Here is an 18,218-nt window from a genome sequence, read left to right as displayed (position 1 = left end):
GGTGTCTCCCCCGGTGCGTACCGCGTGGGTGCCCTACTTCATCTCCAGCGCCTTGATGCCAGGCAGCGGCTGGCCCTCCAGGAACTCCAGCGACGCGCCACCACCCGTGGACACGTGGCTCATCTTGTCCGCGTAGCCCATCTGCTCCACCGCCGCCGCGCTGTCGCCGCCGCCAATCACCGTGACGGCGTCCTTGTTGATGGACATCGCCGCGGCCACCGAGCGCGTGCCCTCCGCGAACTTGTCGACCTCGAAGCGGCCCATGGGCCCGTTCCAGATCACCGTCTTCGCGTCGCGGATGCGCTGCGTGTACATCGCGCGCGTCTTGGGACCGATGTCCAGGCCGATCATGTCCGCCGGCACCACCTGATCCGGCGTCTCCTTCACCGGGCCCTTGCCGTCGATGTCCGCGCACACGATGTGGTCGATGGGCAGCACCAGCGGCGTCTTCAGGCGCTTGGCCGTGTCCAGCAGCTTCGCCGCCAGCGCCAGCTTGTCGCCCTCCTCCACCCGGCTCTTGCCTACTTCGATGCCCTGCGCCTTCAGGAAGGTGTACGCCATGGCGCCGCCCACGAGCAGCGCGTCCACCTTGGGCAGCAGGCTCTCGATGACCTTGATCTTGTCGCTCACCTTGGAGCCGCCCAGGATGGCCACGAAGGGCTTCTGCGGATTGCGCAGCACCTTGTCGCCCAGGTACTCGATCTCCTTGCGCATCAGGAAGCCGGCGGCCTTCTCCTTCACGAAGGGCACCATGCCGGCCGTGGACGCGTGCGCGCGGTGCGCCGTGCCGAACGCGTCGTTGACGTAGACGTCCGCCAGCGCCGCCAGCTCGCGCGAGAAGGCCTCGTCGTTCGCCTCCTCCTCCTTGTGGAAGCGCAGGTTCTCCAGCAGGAGCACCTGCCCCGCCTTCAGGTCATTCACCTGCTTCTTCACGTTGTCACCCACGCAGTCGTCCGCGTGGATGACCTCGTGCTTGCCGCCCAGCAGCTCCGCCAGCTTCTCCGCGACGAGCACCGTGGACAGCTTGGGGTCCGCGCCCTTGGGCCGGCCGAGGTGGGACGCCAGGATGACCTTGCCGCCCATCTCCAGCGCTCGCCGGATGGTGGGGAGCGCTTCACGGATGCGGGTGTCGTCAGTGACGCGGCGCCCCTCCAGCGGGACGTTGAAGTCCACGCGGATGAAGACGCGCTTGCCGGTCAACTGCAGGTCATCGATGTAGCGGATCATCTTGGGTGTCCCTTGTGCCTGTCTCGGTCAGCCTGGGGTGCCGGTGCGGGGAGGCTTTACGCCACGCCCTTGGACACGAGGAACTTCGCCGTGTCGACCATGCGGTTGGAGAAGCCCCACTCGTTGTCGTACCAGGCCATGACCTTGACCATGTTGTCGCCCATCACGAAGCAGTTGGTCGCGTCGAAGATGGCCGAGTGCGGGTTGCCGTTGTAGTCCACCGACACCGTCTGCGCGTCGCTGAACTCCAGCACGCCCTTGAGCGCGCCGTTGGCGGCGGCCTTCATCGCGGCGATGACCTCTTCGGCCGTGACCTTCTTGGTGGTGTTCACCGTCAGGTCCACCAGGGACACGTTCGGGGTGGGGACGCGGACGGAGATGCCGTGCATCTTGCCCTTGAGCGACGGAATCACCTCACCGATGGCCTTCGCGGCGCCGGTGCTGGTGGGGATCATGGAGAGCGCGGCGGCGCGGGCGCGGCGCATGTCCTCGTGGGTGAGGTCCAGGATGCGCTGGTCGTTGGTGTAGCTGTGCACCGTCGTCATCAGGCCCTTCTCGATGCCGAAGTTGTCCACCAGCACCTTGGCGATGGGCGCCAGGCAGTTGGTGGTGCACGAGGCGTTGGACACGATGTGGTGCTTCGCGGGGTCGTACTCGTTCTGGTTGATGCCGTACGCGATGGTCAGGTCCGGGCCCTTGGCCGGCGCGGAGATGATGACCTTCTTGGCGCCCGCGGCCAGGTGCTTGGCGGCGGCGTCACGGGCCGTGAAGCGGCCGGTGCACTCCATCACCACGTCCACGTTCATGTTCTTCCAGGGCAGCGCGGAGGGGTCCTTCTCCGCGGTGACGGCGATCTCCTTGCCGTTCACCACGATGCCCTTGTCCGTGTGACTCACCTCGCCCGGCCACGTGCGGTGCACGGAGTCGTACTTGAACAGGTGGGCCAGCGCCGACGGCTTGTCGAGGTCGTTGATGGCGACGATCTCGAGGTCTTCCTTGCGGCTGAGCGCGGCGCGCAGGATGCAGCGACCGATACGACCGAAGCCGTTGATGGCGAGCTTGATGGCCATGGTGTTTTCCGTCTCCTTGAAGGAGTGGGCCTTCGCGGCCCACCGTCATGAATCTCGTAAAGAAGGCGGGCGACCGTAGGCAGGCGCCCCCGCCGAGTCAACGCTTCGCGTGGGCCGCTTTCGCGCGTGCACGCCGGAGCTGAACAATCACCCCGACCAACAGCCAGAGCCCGGAGGCCGTTCCCGCTCCGGCCCCGCAGCCGCAGCCGCTGTCCGCCTTGGGGGAATAGTCGTTGGGGAGCGTTGGAACGACCGTGGGCTCCGGCGGCGGAGGCGGCGGTGGCGGCTGCACGGGCGGATGCGGATCCACCTCCCGCACCGCCACGCAGGACGACAGCGGCCGGGGGCTGACCGCGGGCGTCACGTCCGCGTCGGGCAGGGCCGGCGCCTGGGCGACGATTCCCGAGCGCACCAGGAACGCGCCCACCAGCCGCGAACGCTCACGATTGGACGCAAGGCCCTCGAACGGGAAGCCCAGCACCAGCACCTGGCCCGCGGGGGCCGTGCCCGCGGAGAGCACGCCCGCGCCCAGCGACGTGCCGGTGTAGCGCAGCACGTCCGCGCCGCCGCCCGTGGGCGCCAGCACGTCCGTCACCCCCACCGGGTAGGCGCCGAGCGTCCCATCCGCCAGCGGCGTGGCCGACAGGTCCGCGAGGAGCCCGCCCGCCGAGCCCTCCACCCGGGCCGCCGGCGCCCCCGCCGCGATGGACGCCCGGAGGATGTCCGTGAGGAACAGCTTGTCGTCCGCGCTCCCGGCCGCGAGCGTGGACACCGTGCGTCCGCCCGACAGCATCAGGTGCCCGCCCCCGGTGACGAACGCGCGCAGGGCGTCCTGCTCCGCCCGCGTCAGGCCCGCGCCCCCCACGCCTCCGCGCCCGGTGGACCAGTCCACCAGCCGGTAGCCCGTGGGCGACACCAGCCCCGCCGCCACCGCGTTGCCCGTCGCGCTGTCGAAGGCCACCGCCGACTGCGCGAACGCCGCGCCGTGCTGGCGCAGGTAGCTGCCGTCGTTCATCGCCTCCAGGTAGACGCGCAGCGGCGCCTCCAGGTCGTACGGCGTCTCCAGCTCCTCGCCGCACGCCACCGTCCTGTCCAGGCGCTCGTACGCGTTGACCATCAGCACCGGCGCCGTGCCTCCCACCCGCACGCCCACCGTGGAGGACGGGAAGGACTCGCCGCCCGCGTTCACCGCTGCCACTCGGAAGTAGCGCAGCGTGCCGGCCGACAGCGTGACGGTGGCCGACGTGTTCTGGACCTCCGTGCCCTCGTCCCAGCCGAAGCCGTCCGCGCTCTGGTAGAGCCGGTAGCCCGTGGGCGCGTCGCGGCCCTCCTCCGACGCGACCTGCGGGGGCTCCGACCACTTCACCTCCACCGCGCCGGGCGTCGCGTTGCGCGCCACCACCGCTCCAGGCGTCTCCGGCGGCAGGTGCACCGCCTGACCGTCGCGGGTCGCGAAGTACTTGATGAGTCCCTGGGTGATGGCACGCGCGGCCACGTGGCGGACGCGGGCCTCCTTGAGGTTCGCCGCGTCCGTCGTGTTGTCGTGGTACGCCATCTCCAGGAGCACGCTGGGCATCTCCGGGTTGTGCGTGGGGTTCACCTCGCCCAGGTTCGCCGAGCGCAGGCTGCGCACCCGCCAGTTCGGATCCACCTCGCGCTTCAGGTCCGTTTCAAGCTGCGAAAGCAGCGCGCGCGCCATCACGTCGCTGTCCTTCACGCCGGTGAAGTTGAGCGTGCCGTCCACCGGGTTCGGTCCGTAGACGTAGGCCTCCGTCCCCCGAATCGTGCCGGACGTGCCCGCGTTGGTGTGCCACGCGACGTAGACGGCGTCCTCGCCCTCCTCATGTAGCCACGCGGCGAAGCGCGGCCGGGACGTCACGTCCGCGTTGCGCTCGTTGGACAGCGCGTTGGCCCCCGACGGCGCGTACACGCTGAACGGCGCCCCGCTGTACTGCACGTGGTAGCGCCCGCTCTCCTCGAAGCGCGGACGCAAGAGCGGCCCCTGCGCCGCGTCGCCCATCAGGCCGCGCCCACCGCCCAGTCGCACCGCGTCCACGGACAGCGTCGCGCCCGTGCCCTGCGCCGAGTCGTTCTCCAGCACCACAGCGCCGGACTCCGGGTGCTGGCCCGCCTTGAAGTAGAAGCGCCCCAGCAGCACCCACGTCCCGCCGTGGCGCTGCTGGTTCACTCGGAAGTGGCTCTCCCCACCCGCGTGCTTCACCACGTAGTGCGCGTCCGTCGCGCGCGTGGGGTCGGATCCATAGGAGACGTAGACGTTGTAGGCCGCGTCCGCCGGCACATCCGGCGTCCACGTCACCTTCGCGGTGGAGGTGGCCGCCGTGTCCAGCGTGCGCGTGGTGCCCAGCGTGAAGGGCTCCACCCCGTTGCCCATGGGCACGGGCGGAGGCGCCCAGCCCTTCTGCGTGGAGGCGTGGAAGCGCGCGGCGTCCCCGCCCTCCACGTAGCCCGTGCCGCCGTTGTCCACGGTGGCGATGAGCGGGTTCAGGTCCGTCTCACGCACGGACACCACCGTGGCGCCCGCCGCCATCAGCATCGGCTGCAGCTCCTGCGACACCACCTCCACGGAGATGAAGTCCTCCACCACGCCCCAGGTGTTGGGCCGCTGCGTCGCCCAGCGCTTCAGGCCGTTGTCGCGATAGAAGCCGTGGCCCGGGCTCAGGTAGATGACCTTGCCGGACAGCGCGCCCTCTCCCCGGCGCGTCTGCGGCACGCCCGCGGCCTTCACGTTGGACTTCGCGGCTCGCGTCTCACGCCGCACCACGGCGGGCGCGTCCGGCGACAGGCGGCGCTGTTCGTGCGCCCGGGGCGCCGGAGCTGGCAGGTATTGAACACCCGGCGGCTCCACCCCCAGGTCGTCGCCTTCAAAAGCTTCGGGACTGCCCTGCGCATGAGCGAGGACGGAGGTGCACAGCAGGGTCAGCGCCAGCGAGCGCGACCAGGACGAAAGGAACGTTCGCATCACGCGACCGACCTTACCCCTTCACTCCCCCGCTTCAATCGGACCCGTGGGTGCTAGCCTGCCCACCCCTTCACCTTCCGATGACCGTTCCTGTATCCCCTCGTCCCCAGTTTCCCTCCCGCCGCAGCAACGGCCTGTTCGCCTCGTTCGGACATGCGTGGGCAGGGCTCATCCACACGGTGGCCTGGCAGCGCAACATGCGCATCCACCTCATCTCCGGCGTGCTGGTGGGGCTGGTCGGCAGCGGCATCCCGCTGGGGCTCGCGGAGAAGGTCACGCTCATCTTCTGCGTGCTGCTCATCTTCTTCGCGGAGATTTTGAACAGCGCGCTGGAGCAGCTGGTGGACCTGGCCGTGCAGCAGTTCGATGAGAAGGCCCGGCTCACCAAGGACGCGGCGGCCGCGGGCGTGCTCGTGCTCGCGGGCGGCACGGTCGTGATTTTCGCCGCCATCCTGATCAACTACTGGGAGACGGTGCGCACCAGCACCGACGCCATCTTCCGGCAGGTCGCGCTGGGTCTGCCGCTGGCCGGCTGCGCCACGGTGCTCGTGCTGCCCCAACCCAGGCCCGCCGCCGTGGACGTGCTCGCGTTCCTGCTGGCCCTGGGGCTGCTCGCGCTGACGGCGCCCACGTCCGCGAGCCTCGTCTTCACCGCGCTCACCGCCGCGCTGCTCGTCATCGCCGCCGCGGCGGCCCGCGAGCGCAGGCGCCATCCCCAGCCCTGAATCCCTGAGGACGACACGGCGCGTCGCGCGGCCCTGAAAGACCGGCGGCCGACGGTCTCAGGCGACGCCGAGCTTCTCGCGCGTCTGGGCATCGGTCGACAGGGCCTCGGCCATGTCCTCCGCCTCGAAGAACGGCCGGATCTCGATGGTGTTCCGGCCCGACATGGGATTGGGGCAGCGCTTCGCCCAGGCCACGGCCTCGTCCATGTCCTTGACCTTCCAGATGGAGAAGCCGGCGATCAGCTCGCGGGCCTCGGTGAACGGCCCGTCAATGACCGTGCGGCCGGGACCCTCGCAGGCGATGCGCTTGGCTTCGGAGGAGGGCTTGAGGCCGGCGCCGGCCACCATGACACCGGCCGTGACCAGCTCCTCGGTGTACCGTTCCATCGCCTCGAACGCCTCGGGCGTGGGGGGCACGGCCTTTTCGCTGTCCTCATTGGCGATCATGAACACCATCACCCGCATCGTCTGCCTCCTGGTTTGAGCCGGCCTCTATGGCGACTCACAGTGGCGACGAACGGGCATGTCGGAGATCGACAGCGTTCTACGAATCCTGCTCGGGTTTGCTCCCGCCACCTCGCGGGTGGGGCGCCCGGAACCAGTCCGGAGCCCGCTCACCCGCGGAGGGTTGATGCAGGGGAGTCTAAGGGGCTACGCGCGCTGATGAAAGCCTGCCCCGGAGTCGGGGGCTGGCGTCGACTGGGCGGCGGCGACCGCCTTGTCGCCTTCCTTCAGGTCGGTTGTCACGAGCTCCAGGAGCTCCGTGGCGATGCCGATGACCTGGTGCGGCGTGTAACCGCTTGCGCGCAGCTGGTTGAAGAACGTGCGCGCGAGGATGCGGGTGCCCTTCTGGTCGGTGCTCACGGGAATTGCCTCCGGAATCGGCGTCACATGTTCGGCGCCGCAACTACGTGCGAGTCCGGTCTTCAACCTCCGTGCCAGCCGTTCTCTTCCGAACGGATTCTCCAGCAGTCCTCAGGGGTTGAAGCCCGGAACTGGACGGCACGGAACGTGGAGTGTGCGAAGGGGGTTACGCACCCGGACGTCCGCTCAGCCTGGAACGGCGTTCCCGGGTGCATCGGCGGGTACGCACCCACCCCACGGGCCATCTTGTCTTTTCAAGTGCTTGCATTCCCTCCGGGGGGTGGAGCACATACGCGCCCCCACCGAGGAGTCAGAACACAATGGCGTACCGGGTGAACAACATCGGGCTGTGGCTGGACGAGCCGGAGGAGCTGCTCGGCCAGCGCGCCGCGGAGAAGCTGGGGGTCACCCGGAGCGACCTCGCCTCCGTGCGAGTGGTGCGCTCGGTGCTGGATGCGCGCAAGAAGGGCAGCCCGCGTTACATCTACACGCTGGAGGTGGAGCTGGCCCCGGGCCGCAAGGCGCCGCGGCTGCCCCCCGACGTGAGCGAGGCCCCGCCCCTGCCAGAGCTGCCGCCGCGCGTGAAGGAGCCGGAGAAGCTGCCGCTCATCATCGGCACCGGACCCGCGGGGTTGTTCTGCGCGCTGGGCCTGCTGGAGCGCGGCGTGCGCAGCATCCTGCTGGAGCGCGGCAAGGAAGTGGTGACGCGCCGCAAGGACGTGGCGAAGCTCATGCGCGACGGGTCGCTCGACCGCGAGAGCAACATGAACTTCGGCGAGGGCGGCGCGGGCGCGTACACGGACGGCAAGCTGTCCACGCGCATCAACCACCCCATGGTGCGCAAGGTGATTGAAGCCTTCGCGAAGTACGGCGCGCCGGATCACATCCTCATCGAGGGCAAGCCGCACATCGGCTCCGACCTGCTGCCCGGCGCGGTGGCGAAGCTGCGCGACGAACTCATCGCGGGTGGCTGCCAGGTGCACTTCGAGCAGCGCGTGGACGACCTGCTCTACCGCGACGGCCGCATCGCGGGCGTGAAGATGGCGGACGGGCGCACGCTGGAGAGCGACCGCGTCATCCTGGCGCCGGGCAACTCCGCTCGCGAGCTGTATGAGCGCTTCGCCGCCGACGGCCGGGTGAGCGTGGAGGCCAAGCCCTTCGCGCTGGGCTTCCGCGCGGAGCACCCGCAGTCGTTGATCAACGGCATCCAGTACGGCTCCGCGGCGAAGCACTCCAAGCTGCCGCCCGCGGACTACAAGCTGGCGGAGAACCTGGACGTGGACGGCGAGGTGCGCGGCGTCTACTCGTTCTGCATGTGCCCCGGCGGCATCGTCGTGCCCACGCCCACCGAAGAGGGGCTGCAGTGCACCAACGGCATGAGCAACTCGCGGCGCAACGCGAAGTACGCCAACGCGGGCATCGTCGTGTCCGTGTCCGTCGCGGACTTCGCGCGCGAGGGTTTCCACGGGCCGCTCGCGGGCCTGGAGTTCCAGCGGCACTGGGAGGGTGAGGCCTACAAGCTGGGCGGAGGCCGCTTCTTCGCGCCCGCGCAGACGATTCCGGACTACCTGGCCGGCCGCGTGAAGAAGGACCCCGGCGACACCAGCTACCGCCCGGGCCTGGCGCACACGGACCTGAACAAGCTCTTCCCGGAGCGGCTGACACAGTCGCTCAAGGCGGCGCTGCGCACGTTCGACCGGAAGATGCGGGGCTTCATCAGCGACGAAGGGAAGCTCATCGGCATCGAGAGCCGGACGTCCTCGCCGGTGCGCATCACCCGGGGTGACGACCTCCAGTCCGTGTCCATGCGCGGCCTGTACCCGGTCGGCGAGGGCTGCGGCTACGCGGGCGGTATCGTGTCCTCCGCCATTGATGGACTGCGCGCCGCTGAGCAGATTGCCACCGAGCTGGCTTGAGGTCCCCGCCCCCTTCCGGGCAGGGTAGGCCGGGAGGGAGGAAGACCCATGGCGTACCGCGTGCGCACTCCGGATGGTGAGCTGATGTTCCCCTCGCTGGGCGACATCGAGCGCGCCTATGTGCAGGGACTGGTGGACCCAGACGACGAGGTGCGCGAGGACGGCGCGGAGAAGTGGCGCAAGGCGTCCTCGCTGCCCGTCCTGGCCCGGGCGAAGAAGCCCCACGGCCAGGACACGTCCAAGCGCGCCCAGACGCTCACGGTGGTGGGCGCGGTGGCGGCGGGCGTGCTCGCGCTCGTGCTGCTCTTCACCGGTACGAACTGGAATGTCCGGATGATGGGCATCGCGCTGGCCCTGGTGGTCAGCGGAATGCTCACCCGGGTGTCCTTCAAGGCATACAAGCGGCCTCCGCCCGTCCTCTGACGACGCTCCCTCCCCTGCCCTCCAAGGCAGCGGCACGGCCCTCGCCGCCAGCAGGCCCCACACGGCCCATGTTTGGTGGAAGGCACCCCGCGGGGTGCCTTCCATCGCGCTGGAGGAGGACCGCACCTTGCTCAGCACCTACCTGTCCCGAGAAGCCGCCCGCAAGCTTCGCCATGGCGCCCCCTGGCTGCGCCGCGAGGACATCGTCTCCATGGAGGGCGAGCCGCAGCCCGGCACGCCCATGCAGCTCAAGGACGAGGACGGGCATGTCCTGGGGCTGGGAGACGTGGACCTCCAGGCCTCGTACGCGGTGCGCCGCCTGGGCCTGCCGGACGAATCCGTGGAGGGGCTCATCCCGCGCCACGTGCGCCACGCCTTCGAGCGGCGCGGCCGGCTGGTGGACGACCCGCGCTTCTGCCGCATCGTCAACGACGACGGGGACGGCCTGCCGGGCCTCATCGTGGACCGGTATGATCAGCACTTCGTCGTCCAGACGCTCACCCGCTCCATGGACGCGCGGCAGGAGGAGATCACCCGCACGCTGGGAGAGGTGACGGGGGCTGCCTCCGTGCTGCTGCGCAACGACACGCTCCGGCGCAAGGCGCTGGGCCTGCCCGCGCAGCGCCCGCACGTGATGTACGGCACGCCGCCGCGCTGGTGCCGCCTGCTGGAGATGGGCGCGCGCTTCACCGTGGACCTCACCTACGGCCGGGGCACGGGCTACGCGTATGACCACCGCGAGCTGCGCCGCTTCCTGGTGCGCACCGGCAACGGGGACCGGGTGTTGGACGTGGCGTGCAACGTGGGCGGCCTCTTCGTCCACGCGGGGCGACACGGGGCGAAGCAGATATTGGCCTTCGACGGCAACGCGGACGCGGCGGACCTGGCGCGGGAGAACGCGGAGGCCAACGGGCTGCTCGGCCGGGTGACGGTGGAACAGGGCGAGCCGCTGGCCGTGCTCCGGGCCCTCAAGGAGACCTTCGACCTGGTGCTGCTCGACACGCTGGGGGTGGCGTCCGAGGAGGACTTCATCGAACAGGTACGGCTGGCCCTGCGGCGCACCCGCCATGGCGGACGGTTGCTCGTGGTCGGTTATCACCCACCGCTGGCGTTGGGCTCGTTCACGGAGTGCGTGGCCACGGCCTGCGAGCAGGAGGCGCGCATCGCATTCCGGCTGGTACGGATGGGACTGCCGCCGGACCACCCGGCGCCGGTCGGCTCCCCAGGGGCCGAGTACCTGGAGGCGGTGGCGCTCGAGGTGAGCTGAAGCCCGTGCTGTTTCGCCCTCGACGGGCCCTCCTCGGTGTTAGTGTCCGCGCCGCGATGACAACCGAAAACGAGTCCCAGGCCGCGACCTCTTCCACCCCGGAGGCTTCCGTCGAGACCGTCCGCAAGGTGTACGCGGCGGACCTGCGCGAGAAGGACCGGGTCAACACCGTCTTCCGCGTCACCAAGAAGGAGAAGGTGAACGCGCGCAGCGGCAAGGTGTTCCTGTCGCTGTCCCTGGCCGACAAGAGCGGCACGGTGGACGCGCGCGTCTTCGACAAGGTGGACGCGCTGGAGCCCGCCTTCCAGAGCGGTGACTTCGTCCTCGTGCAGGGCAGCGTCATCGTCTTCCACGGCCGCACCCAGGTCGTCGTGGAGGCCATGGAGCGCCTGGATCCGGAGCCGCTCGACCCCAAGGAGTTCGAGCCGCCCCCCGCCCCGCCCGCCGAGGCGAAGGCCGAGTCCAAGGCCGGCGAAGCGAAGTCGGGCGAAGCGAAGGCCGAGTCCAAGGCCGGCGAAGCGAAGTCTGGCGACGCGAAGGCCGAGTCCAAGTCGGGCGAAGCGAAGCAGGCTGAAGGCAAGGCCGAGCGCCACGAGGGCGGCGGTGGTCCGCGCGCGGTGGGGCAGATCCGCGAGCTCGTCACCGAGCGCGTCAACGACCCGTTCGTGAAGCAGCTGCTGCTGGCGTTCCTGGACGACGCGCAGGTGTCCTCGGCGCTGCCGGTGGCTCCGGCGGCCAAGGGCGTGCACCACGCGTGGCGCGGCGGGCTGGCCGAGCACGTCCTGTCGGTGATGCGCCTGACGCTGCGTGTGTCGGACCACTACCCCATGGCGGACCGCGACCTGCTGCTGGCCGGCGCGTTCCTGCACGACGTGATGAAGGGCGGCGACGGGGCGTCCGACAAGGGCTTTGACACCTCCGACGAGGGCCGGCTGGTGGGCCACGCGGTGCTGGCCGCGCAGAAGATCCGCGAGAAGACCCTGGGCATCCCGGGCTTCCCGCCGCTCCTGGAGCAGCACCTGACGCACCTGGCGATCTCCCAGACGGGGCCGTCCGGCGCCCCCAGCGCGAAGGTGCCGGTGACGCTGGAGGCGCAGATCGTCGACACGCTCAGCTCGCTCGACGCGCGCATCTCCTCGTGGGTGGAGGCCATGCAGCGCGATCCGAACGAGCGCTGGACGGACCACCTGCGCGCGTACGACCGCTCGCTCTGGAAGGGCTTCGTGCCCACCGGCCGCGGCCGGGCTCCGGTGGAGGGCGGCCGCCGCAAGCACCGCGAGGAGAAGCGCAAGGCGCGCGCCGACAAGGGCCCGCCGTCCCAGGCTGGCGAGGGCGCTGCCGCCCCCGCGTCCCAGGAGGCCCGTCCGGAGCGTCCGCCGCGGCCTCCGCGCGAGCCCCGCGCCGAGCGTCCGCCGCGTGAGGACCGGGGTCCCCGCGAGGAGCGCCCCGCCCGTCCGCCGCGCGAGGACCGTCCGCCCCGCGACCCCAAGAGCCTGCCCGGCGAGCTGACCTTCAAGCCGTTCAGCGCGCTGGCGCCGGCCCCGAAGTCCGGTGATGAGGGTGGTGGCTCCTCGGAGGGCTGAAGTCCATGGCGAAGCGGCTGGGAGAGCGGTTGATTGAGGCCGGCCTCGTGACTCCGGGGGCCGTGGAGCAGGGTCTGGAGCACCAGAAGATCACCGGCCACAAGCTGGGGGACTGTCTGGTGGAGCTGGGCCTGCTCCAGGAGGCCGCGCTGCTGCGGCTCCTGGCCAACGAGTTCCAGACCCGCTTCGTCACCGCGGACAAGCTGGCCAAGGTCCGCATCGACACGAAGGTGTTGGACAAGCTGCCGGTGCGGCTGGCGGAAGCGCAGAACGTGCTCCCGCTGGCCGTGGATCCGGAGCGCAAGCTGCTCTCGGTGGTGGCCGCCGAGCCGCAGAACAAGTCGCTGCTCGACGAGATCGCCCTCGTCACCGGCATGTCGGAGGTCTACGCGTACATCGGCCTGCGCAGCGCCATCTCCGCGGCCATCCGCAAGCACTACTACGGCGACCCCACGGCGTTCTCCACGCTGCTGGAGGGCCCCTCCGCGAACAATGGCCCGCGCCGTCCGGACACGCCCTCCAACACGCACGTGGGCGCGGAGCCCGGGCGCAGTGGGAGCTCCGGCGGACGCAGCAACGCCACCAGCCTGAGCATGCGGCTGGAGACGGACGCGCGGATGCGGCTGCAGCGCGCCGGCAGCGGCACCAACGTGGCGCGTGTCTCCACGCAGCGGCGCGAACCGGGCGGCCCGCGCGGGCTCATCAGCGACACGGACTACGTGGAGACGCTGAGCCTGATGGTGGGGCTGCTGGAGCAGGACCGGCCCCGGCACCGCGGACACTCCGCGCAGCTGGCGCGGCAGGCGGGCATCGTCGGCCAGCGCATGGGCATGCCCCACAAGGAGCTGGCGGCGCTGTCCATCGCCGCGTACCTGCACGACCTGGGCAAGCCCCCGGAGCGGCACTTCTCGCTGGCGAGCAACGCGGCCAATCCGGAGTGGAAGGCCCAGGCGAAGGCGTGCTGCCGCGCGCCCACGAAGCTCTTCGAGACGGTGCACCTGCCCGCGCAGGTGAACACCATCCTCGCGCAGCTGTACGAGGCCTGGGACGGCTCCGGCACGCCCCAGGGCGCCAAGGGCGAGGACATCACCCTGGGCGCGCGCATCCTGGCGGCGGTGGACAGCTTCCTGGAGCTGACCAAGAACCCGGGCAATGCGTTCGGCCGCGTCTTCACCAAGCAGCAGGCGCTGGAGCACCTGAAGAAGAACGCGGGCGTGCTCTACGATCCGGTGGTGGCGGACATCGTCGGGCAGCTGCAGAGCGGCGCGCTGCTGGTGCACCGGCTGGCCAGCGAGGGCCGCCAGGTGCTCATCGCGGAGCCGGACGAGGCCACGCGCGGCGAGCTGCTGGAGGCGGTGCTCAAGCAGGAGCTGGTGGCGCACGCGCTCTCCACGCTGGACGGCGCGCTGGACGGCCTGTCGCGGCAGGACTGCGACGTGCTGGTGGTGAGCCTGCGCCTGGGCCAGCAGGAGGTGATGGACCTGCTGGAGGCCGTGCGCTCCATGCCGGAGAGCGCGGGTCTGCCCATCGCCGTGGTGGGCGAACCGGATGCCCAGGCGCGCGAGCGGCTGCTCATGGCGGGCGCGACGGCGGTGCTCTCCCCGAGCGACAAAGCGGAGGTCGCCCGCACGGTGCTGTCCCTCTTCCAGGACCGCGTGCAGCACAACGGCCCGGGCCGGGTGGTGCGCGGCAGCTTCGACGAGCTGCCCCCGAAGGAGCTGTTGCGCACGCTGGGCGGCGGCAAGAAGAGCGGGAAGCTCCAGCTGCGGAGCCACACGCTGGAGGGCTCGCTGCACCTGGAGCGCGGCCGCGTGGTGCACGCGGCGTTCGGCGGCCACGCGGGCGAACCCGCGCTGCAGGCCCTGCTGAAGCTGAAGCAGGCGGACTTCGTCTACGACCCGGACGCGCTGCTGCTGGACATGCCGCAGTTGGACCAGGACCTGGAAGCCCTGGCCAACGCGCTCACGCCAGCGTGAGGTTGAAGAGGCGGGCCGCGTTCGCCGTGGTGACGCGGGCCACCTCTTCCAGCGACACGCCCTTCAGCTCCGCGACCTTCTTCGCTGTCTCCAGCACGTGCGCGGGCTCGTTCTTGCGGCCGCGGTGGGGCACCGGCGCGAGGTACGGGCTGTCCGTCTCCACCATCAGGCGCTCCAGCGGCGCGAAGCGCACCGCGTCCTGGAGGGCCTCCGTCTTCTTGTAGGTGACGACGCCGGACAGCGACAGGAAGAAGCCCCGGTCCAGGTACTTGCGGGCCGCGGCCGTGTCGCCGGTGAAGCAGTGGATGACGCCGCTGGTGACGTCCTCGGCCGCCAGAGCCGCTTCGCAGTCGTCGTGCGCGTCGCGCACGTGCACCACCAGCGGCTTGGACAGGCGCTTCGCGAGCGCGCACTGCCGCCGGAAGACGGTGGCCTGAATCTCGCGCGGCGAGTAGTCGTAGTAGTAGTCCAACCCGGCCTCGCCCACGGCGCGCAGCTCCGGACGGGCGCAGGTGCGCTCCAGCATCTCGAAGTCCGCTTCGGTGGCGCGGGCGGCCGCGTGCGGGTGGATGCCCAGCGTGGGCGACAGGAACTCCGGGTGCCGGGCGGCGACCTCCAGCGCGTGGCCCCAGTCCCCGGGGGCGTGGAACTGCCCCACCAGCACCGCGTGCACCAGCCCCGCGGCGCGCGCGCGCTCCAGCACGGGCGCCACGTCCGCGTAGTCCTTCGGCTCCAGGTGGCAGTGCGCATCAACCAGTTTCATGGCTTCTCCTGAAACAGCTCTTCCAGCTCCATCCGCGCATCTTCCGAGGCGAAGGTGGGCACGGCGGCGCGCACGCGCTCCAGCCCCTCCGCCACGCCCAGACGCCACACGCCGTCCGCCGCATCCAGCCGGTCGTCCTCCGGCGTGCTCCGGTCCTCCAGCACGGCGAGCAACCAGGGCAGCGCCTGCGCATCCCCCAGCCGGCCCAACCCGCGCGCGGCGGCGCCCCGGCACGGGTCCTTCGCGTCCGCGAGGATGTCCTTCAGCCGCTCCAGCGCGCCCGGGACCTTCAATTCACCGCACAGCTCCACCGCGAGCGCCCGGTCCGCGCTCCACTTCTTGCGCGTGCGCTGCATCAGCCAGTCCGCGCCCTCCGGGTCGCCCAGCTTCAGCAGCACGCCCGCGGCCTGCGTCTTGTCGAACGCGGGCAGCAGCCACTTGCCGAAGAGGCGCTTCACCGCCGGCAGCGCCCGCGTGTCCTCCAGTTCCGCCAGCGCGCCCAGCGCCCGGAAGCGCAGCGTGTCCACGTCCAGCGCGGCCACGAGCACGTCCAGGCCGGCGGGGTGCTTGAGGGCGGCGATGCCTCGCGCGGCCTCGAAGCGGACCTCCGGCGTGGGGTCCTCCAGCATTCCGGCCAGGGCTCCGCGCGCGTGCGGCAGCGCGAGGTCCGCGAGCCGTCCGGTGGCCTCCAGCCGCACGCGGGTGTCCTCGTCACGCAGCCTTGGCAGGAGCATGTCCGGGAGCTGTTCCGGCGGCAGGATGACGGACGCCAGACTCACGCCGGAGCGGCGCACCTCCGGCTGCGCATCCGCGAGCAGCCGCACGAGCACGTCCGTGAACTCCGCCGCGTGCGCGGGCTCCTCCGACGCGAGTTGGAACAGCAACTCCGCCGCCTCGGCCCGGCTCGCCGGCCGCTTCTCCCGCTCCAGGGTCAACAGGGCGCGGTCCCGCTCGGCACGCCAGTCCGCCACGTCTCGTCACCTCTCTGGCGCCCGGGCCTTCCCATGCCTGGCGCGTCCTTGGAGTTCCCGTCGCCGTCCGACGCCAGGGGCCTATCGCTCCACCCGAATCTGAAACCACTCCCGCGCCGCATGGATTCAGAGCGGGAGGGCATTCCGGACGACGCCCTACCCTGCTCCCACCCGGACCGGAAGCGACCGCCCGCGTGCGCGCGCACGGCTCGCATCCCGGGGAGCTCGGCGGCCGCCCGGGATGCCACCGCTCGAGTTACTTCACGTCGGCGCCGGGCGGCACGTCGCCCGGCTCCAGCAGGGACAGGTCCTTGCCGCCCGAGCCCGCCGTCAACAGCATGCCGCGCGACTCGATGCCCTTGAGCTTGCGCGGCTTGAGGTTCGCCACCACCACCACGCGCCGGCCCACCAACGCCTCGGGCGCGTACGCCTCCGCGATGCCGGACACGATGGTGCGCGGCGTGCCTTCACCCAGGTCCACGTCCAGCTTGAGCAGCTTGTCCGCGCCCTTCACCTTCTCCGCGGCCACGATGCGTCCCGCCTTCAGCACCACCTTGGCGAAGTCCGCGAACTCGATGTCGGCCGCGGGCGCGCCTTCCGCCGCCCCCGCTCCCGGGGACGCCTGCGTGGTGGTCACCGCTTCCGGAGTCTTCGCTTCCACGGTCTTCTTCTCCGTCTTCTTGTCCTTGCCGCCTGCCTTCACGGGCTCGGCGACCGGCGTCCCCGCGGGGACCTTGATGATGGCGTTGACGCGCTCCTCCTCCAGCCGGGGCAACAGCGGCTCCGGCGTGCCCAGCGGACGGGTGCGGTCCAACAGCGGATACTTCGCGGTGGCGAGCGCCTGGAACGTCAGCGGCTCCGCCCCCAACTGCGCGAACAGCTTCTCCGAAATGCGCGGCGTCACCGGCGCCAGGAGCGCGCCCAGCAGGTACGCCACGTCCGCCGCGTCCGACAGGTCCGCGCGCGCGGCCTCCGCGTCCTTCTTCACCAGCGCCCACGGCGCCGCCGTCTGCAGGAACGCGTTCGCGGTGGAGGCAATCTCCGTGATGACCCGGATGGCGTTGCGGTACTCCAGCTTCTCGAACGCCTCGCGCACCTCCGGCACACGCGCCAGTGCGTCCTCCACCAGCTTGCGCCCCGGCCCTTCCGCGCGGCCCGGCGCGAGCTTCTTCTCCAGCGGCCCGGCCAGCAGCGACAGCGCGCGGTTGGCCAGGTTGCCCACGTTGTTGACGAGCTCGCCGTTCACCCGCAGGCGGAAGTCCTTGAGGTTGAGGTCCAGGTCCTCCACGCCCGCGCCCAGGTTGGCCGCGTAAAAGTAGCGCAGGTAGCTGGGGTCCAGCAGGTCCAGGTAGTCACGCGCGGCCACCATGGTGCCGCGGCTCTTGCTCATCTTCTCCCCGTTCACGGTCAGGTGCCCGTGCACCTTGATCTCGTTGGGGATGTGGAACCCCGCGACGTTCAGCACCGCGGGCCAGAACAGCGCGTGGAAGTAGACGATGTCCTTGCCGATGAAGTGGACGATGCGCGTGGGCGCGTCCTTGCCCCAGTACGCGAGCGCGTCCGGGACTCGGCCCGACTCCTTCGCCCACTTCTCCGTCGTGGCGATGTACCCGATGGGCGCATCCAGCCAGACGTAGAAGAACTTGTCCGTCTCACCCGGAATCGCGAAGCCGAAGTATGGCCCGTCGCGGCTGATGTCCCAGTCCGCCAGGCCCTTCTCGAAGAAGCCCTGGAGCTGGGCGGCCAGGCCCGGGTGGATGAAGCCGGGGCGCTTGAGCACTTCCTGGAGGAAGTCCGCGTGCCGCGACAGCTTGAAGAACAGGTGCACGGAGTTGCGGCGTACGGGCGGCGTGCCGCACAGCGCGCACTTCGGGTCGATGAGGTCCGTGGGGTTGTACGTCTTGCCGCACTTCTCGCAGGCGTCGCCGTACTGATCCGTGGACCTGCAGTTGGGACAGGTGCCCCGGATGAAGCGGTCCGGTAGGAAGCGCTTGTCCTTCTCGCAGTAGGTCTGCTCGATGTCGCGGCGGTCGATGTCGCCCGCGTCCTTCAAGCGCCCGTAGATGAGCTCCGCGTAGTGGCGGTTCTCCGGCGAGTTGGTGGAGTGGAAGTAGTCGAAGCGGATGTCGAAGTCGCGGAAGTCGCGCTGGTGCTCGTCGTGGAAGCGCGCGACGAACTGCTCCGGCGGGATGCCCTGCTTCGCGGCGTTGATTTCGATGGGCGTGCCGTGGGTGTCATCCGCGCAGAAGTAGACGACGTCCTGGCCGCACGAGCGCAGGAAGCGGACGTAGATGTCCGTCTGGATGTACTCGACAGCGTGGCCGAGGTGGATGGCGCCGTTCGCGTACGGAAGGGCGCTGGTGACGAGGGTTCTCTCCGCCATGGACTCTCCTGAGGGCGGCGGACCATAGCCGCTCGGGGATACGAGGTCATCGCCAACATGCAGGCCGGAC

General features: G+C 70.5%; 14 protein-coding genes. 6 read left to right on the top strand and 8 right to left on the bottom strand.

The features are described 5' to 3' along the window. Window positions 1–33: 33 nt before the first annotated feature. From pgk to D7Y21_RS16070, 3 genes are all read right to left on the bottom strand, one after another. Window positions 34–1,227, bottom strand: a complete 1,194-nt coding sequence (gene pgk / locus D7Y21_RS16080; RefSeq protein WP_121714186.1) for a phosphoglycerate kinase — start codon at window positions 1,225–1,227, stop codon at window positions 34–36. A 56-nt stretch (window positions 1,228–1,283) separates the two neighbouring features. After that, window positions 1,284–2,297 (bottom strand): type I glyceraldehyde-3-phosphate dehydrogenase, encoded by a 1,014-nt coding sequence (gene gap / locus D7Y21_RS16075; RefSeq protein WP_120577065.1) that lies wholly within the window; start codon window positions 2,295–2,297, stop codon window positions 1,284–1,286. 97 nt (window positions 2,298–2,394) lie between these two features. Next, window positions 2,395–5,277, bottom strand: coding sequence for an N-acetylmuramoyl-L-alanine amidase (locus tag D7Y21_RS16070; RefSeq protein WP_121714184.1), 2,883 nt, complete (start codon window positions 5,275–5,277; stop codon window positions 2,395–2,397). A gap of 80 nt (window positions 5,278–5,357) precedes the next feature. Here D7Y21_RS16070 and D7Y21_RS16065 point away from each other — a divergent pair, with 80 nt between their 5' ends. After that, window positions 5,358–6,002: a diacylglycerol kinase family protein gene (locus D7Y21_RS16065; RefSeq protein ID WP_120568045.1), complete on the top strand. Its 645-nt coding sequence runs from the start codon at window positions 5,358–5,360 to the stop codon at window positions 6,000–6,002. A 57-nt stretch (window positions 6,003–6,059) separates the two neighbouring features. On the opposite strand, the gene D7Y21_RS16060 is transcribed toward D7Y21_RS16065, so the two are convergent. Beyond that, window positions 6,060–6,467 carry a YciI family protein gene (locus tag D7Y21_RS16060; RefSeq protein WP_121714181.1) on the bottom strand — a complete coding sequence of 136 codons (408 nt, stop codon included), beginning with the start codon at window positions 6,465–6,467 and terminating at the stop codon, window positions 6,060–6,062. Window positions 6,468–6,653: 186 nt separating this feature from the next. Beyond that, entirely contained in the window at window positions 6,654–6,866 is a 213-nt protein-coding gene (locus tag D7Y21_RS16055; protein WP_233592079.1) for a hypothetical protein, read from the bottom strand. 320 nt (window positions 6,867–7,186) lie between these two features. On the opposite strand from D7Y21_RS16055, the gene D7Y21_RS16050 reads away from it, so the two are divergent. The 5 genes from D7Y21_RS16050 (at window position 7,187) to D7Y21_RS16030 (ending at window position 14,031) form a co-directional block, all read left to right on the top strand. Then, window positions 7,187–8,782 (top strand): NAD(P)/FAD-dependent oxidoreductase, encoded by a 1,596-nt coding sequence (locus D7Y21_RS16050; protein WP_120568048.1) that lies wholly within the window; start codon window positions 7,187–7,189, stop codon window positions 8,780–8,782. 48 nt (window positions 8,783–8,830) lie between these two features. Further along, the gene (locus D7Y21_RS16045) at window positions 8,831–9,205 is read left to right on the top strand and encodes a hypothetical protein (RefSeq protein ID WP_121714179.1); all 375 of its coding nucleotides are present in this window, start codon (window positions 8,831–8,833) and stop codon (window positions 9,203–9,205) included. A 127-nt stretch (window positions 9,206–9,332) separates the two neighbouring features. Next, a complete protein-coding gene (locus tag D7Y21_RS16040; protein WP_120568086.1) occupies window positions 9,333–10,472 on the top strand; it encodes a class I SAM-dependent rRNA methyltransferase in 1,140 nt (379 codons plus the stop codon). Window positions 10,473–10,528: 56 nt separating this feature from the next. Next, complete coding sequence (locus tag D7Y21_RS16035; protein ID WP_121714177.1) at window positions 10,529–12,055, top strand: HD domain-containing protein; 1,527 nt, start codon at window positions 10,529–10,531, stop codon at window positions 12,053–12,055. 5 nt (window positions 12,056–12,060) lie between these two features. Beyond that, a complete protein-coding gene (locus tag D7Y21_RS16030; protein ID WP_121714175.1) occupies window positions 12,061–14,031 on the top strand; it encodes an HD domain-containing phosphohydrolase in 1,971 nt (656 codons plus the stop codon). Here D7Y21_RS16030 and D7Y21_RS16025 read toward each other — a convergent pair. The 3 genes from D7Y21_RS16025 to metG all read right to left on the bottom strand — a co-directional run bounded on the left by D7Y21_RS16025 (window position 14,018) and on the right by metG (window position 18,148). Next, the gene (locus D7Y21_RS16025; protein ID WP_120568052.1) at window positions 14,018–14,794 is read right to left on the bottom strand and encodes a TatD family hydrolase; all 777 of its coding nucleotides are present in this window, start codon (window positions 14,792–14,794) and stop codon (window positions 14,018–14,020) included. The two genes, D7Y21_RS16030 and D7Y21_RS16025, sit on opposite strands and share 14 nt — an antisense overlap. Beyond that, window positions 14,791–15,765, bottom strand: coding sequence for a HEAT repeat domain-containing protein (locus D7Y21_RS16020; RefSeq protein ID WP_121714173.1), 975 nt, complete (start codon window positions 15,763–15,765; stop codon window positions 14,791–14,793). Before D7Y21_RS16020 ends, D7Y21_RS16025 begins: the two co-directional genes overlap by 4 nt. A 256-nt stretch (window positions 15,766–16,021) precedes the next feature. Further along, window positions 16,022–18,148: a methionine--tRNA ligase gene (metG, locus tag D7Y21_RS16015; RefSeq protein ID WP_121714171.1), complete on the bottom strand. Its 2,127-nt coding sequence runs from the start codon at window positions 18,146–18,148 to the stop codon at window positions 16,022–16,024. Between the last annotated feature and the right edge of the window lie 70 nt (window positions 18,149–18,218).

It is taken from the genome of Corallococcus sp. AB045 (assembly GCF_003668895.1).
In the GTDB taxonomy this organism is placed as follows: Bacteria; Myxococcota; Myxococcia; order Myxococcales; family Myxococcaceae; genus Corallococcus; species Corallococcus coralloides.
This window is presented reverse-complemented; position numbering and strand designations above follow the sequence as displayed.

Excerpts from the sequence above, each read along its gene's own strand:
- D7Y21_RS16070 (WP_121714184.1), bottom strand. The coding sequence starts at position 5,277 with ATGCGAACGTTCCTTTCGTCCTGGTCGCGCTCGCTGGCGCTGACCCTG.
- metG (WP_121714171.1), bottom strand. The coding sequence starts at position 18,148 with ATGGCGGAGAGAACCCTCGTCACCAGCGCCCTTCCGTACGCGAACGGC.
- D7Y21_RS16025 (WP_120568052.1), bottom strand. The coding sequence starts at position 14,794 with ATGAAACTGGTTGATGCGCACTGCCACCTGGAGCCGAAGGACTACGCG.
- D7Y21_RS16050 (WP_120568048.1), top strand. The coding sequence starts at position 7,187 with ATGGCGTACCGGGTGAACAACATCGGGCTGTGGCTGGACGAGCCGGAG.
- D7Y21_RS16060 (WP_121714181.1), bottom strand. The coding sequence starts at position 6,467 with ATGCGGGTGATGGTGTTCATGATCGCCAATGAGGACAGCGAAAAGGCC.
- D7Y21_RS16030 (WP_121714175.1), top strand. The coding sequence starts at position 12,061 with ATGGCGAAGCGGCTGGGAGAGCGGTTGATTGAGGCCGGCCTCGTGACT.
- D7Y21_RS16045 (WP_121714179.1), top strand. The coding sequence starts at position 8,831 with ATGGCGTACCGCGTGCGCACTCCGGATGGTGAGCTGATGTTCCCCTCG.
- D7Y21_RS16035 (WP_121714177.1), top strand. The coding sequence starts at position 10,529 with ATGACAACCGAAAACGAGTCCCAGGCCGCGACCTCTTCCACCCCGGAG.
- pgk (WP_121714186.1), bottom strand. The coding sequence starts at position 1,227 with ATGATCCGCTACATCGATGACCTGCAGTTGACCGGCAAGCGCGTCTTC.
- gap (WP_120577065.1), bottom strand. The coding sequence starts at position 2,297 with ATGGCCATCAAGCTCGCCATCAACGGCTTCGGTCGTATCGGTCGCTGC.
- D7Y21_RS16065 (WP_120568045.1), top strand. The coding sequence starts at position 5,358 with ATGACCGTTCCTGTATCCCCTCGTCCCCAGTTTCCCTCCCGCCGCAGC.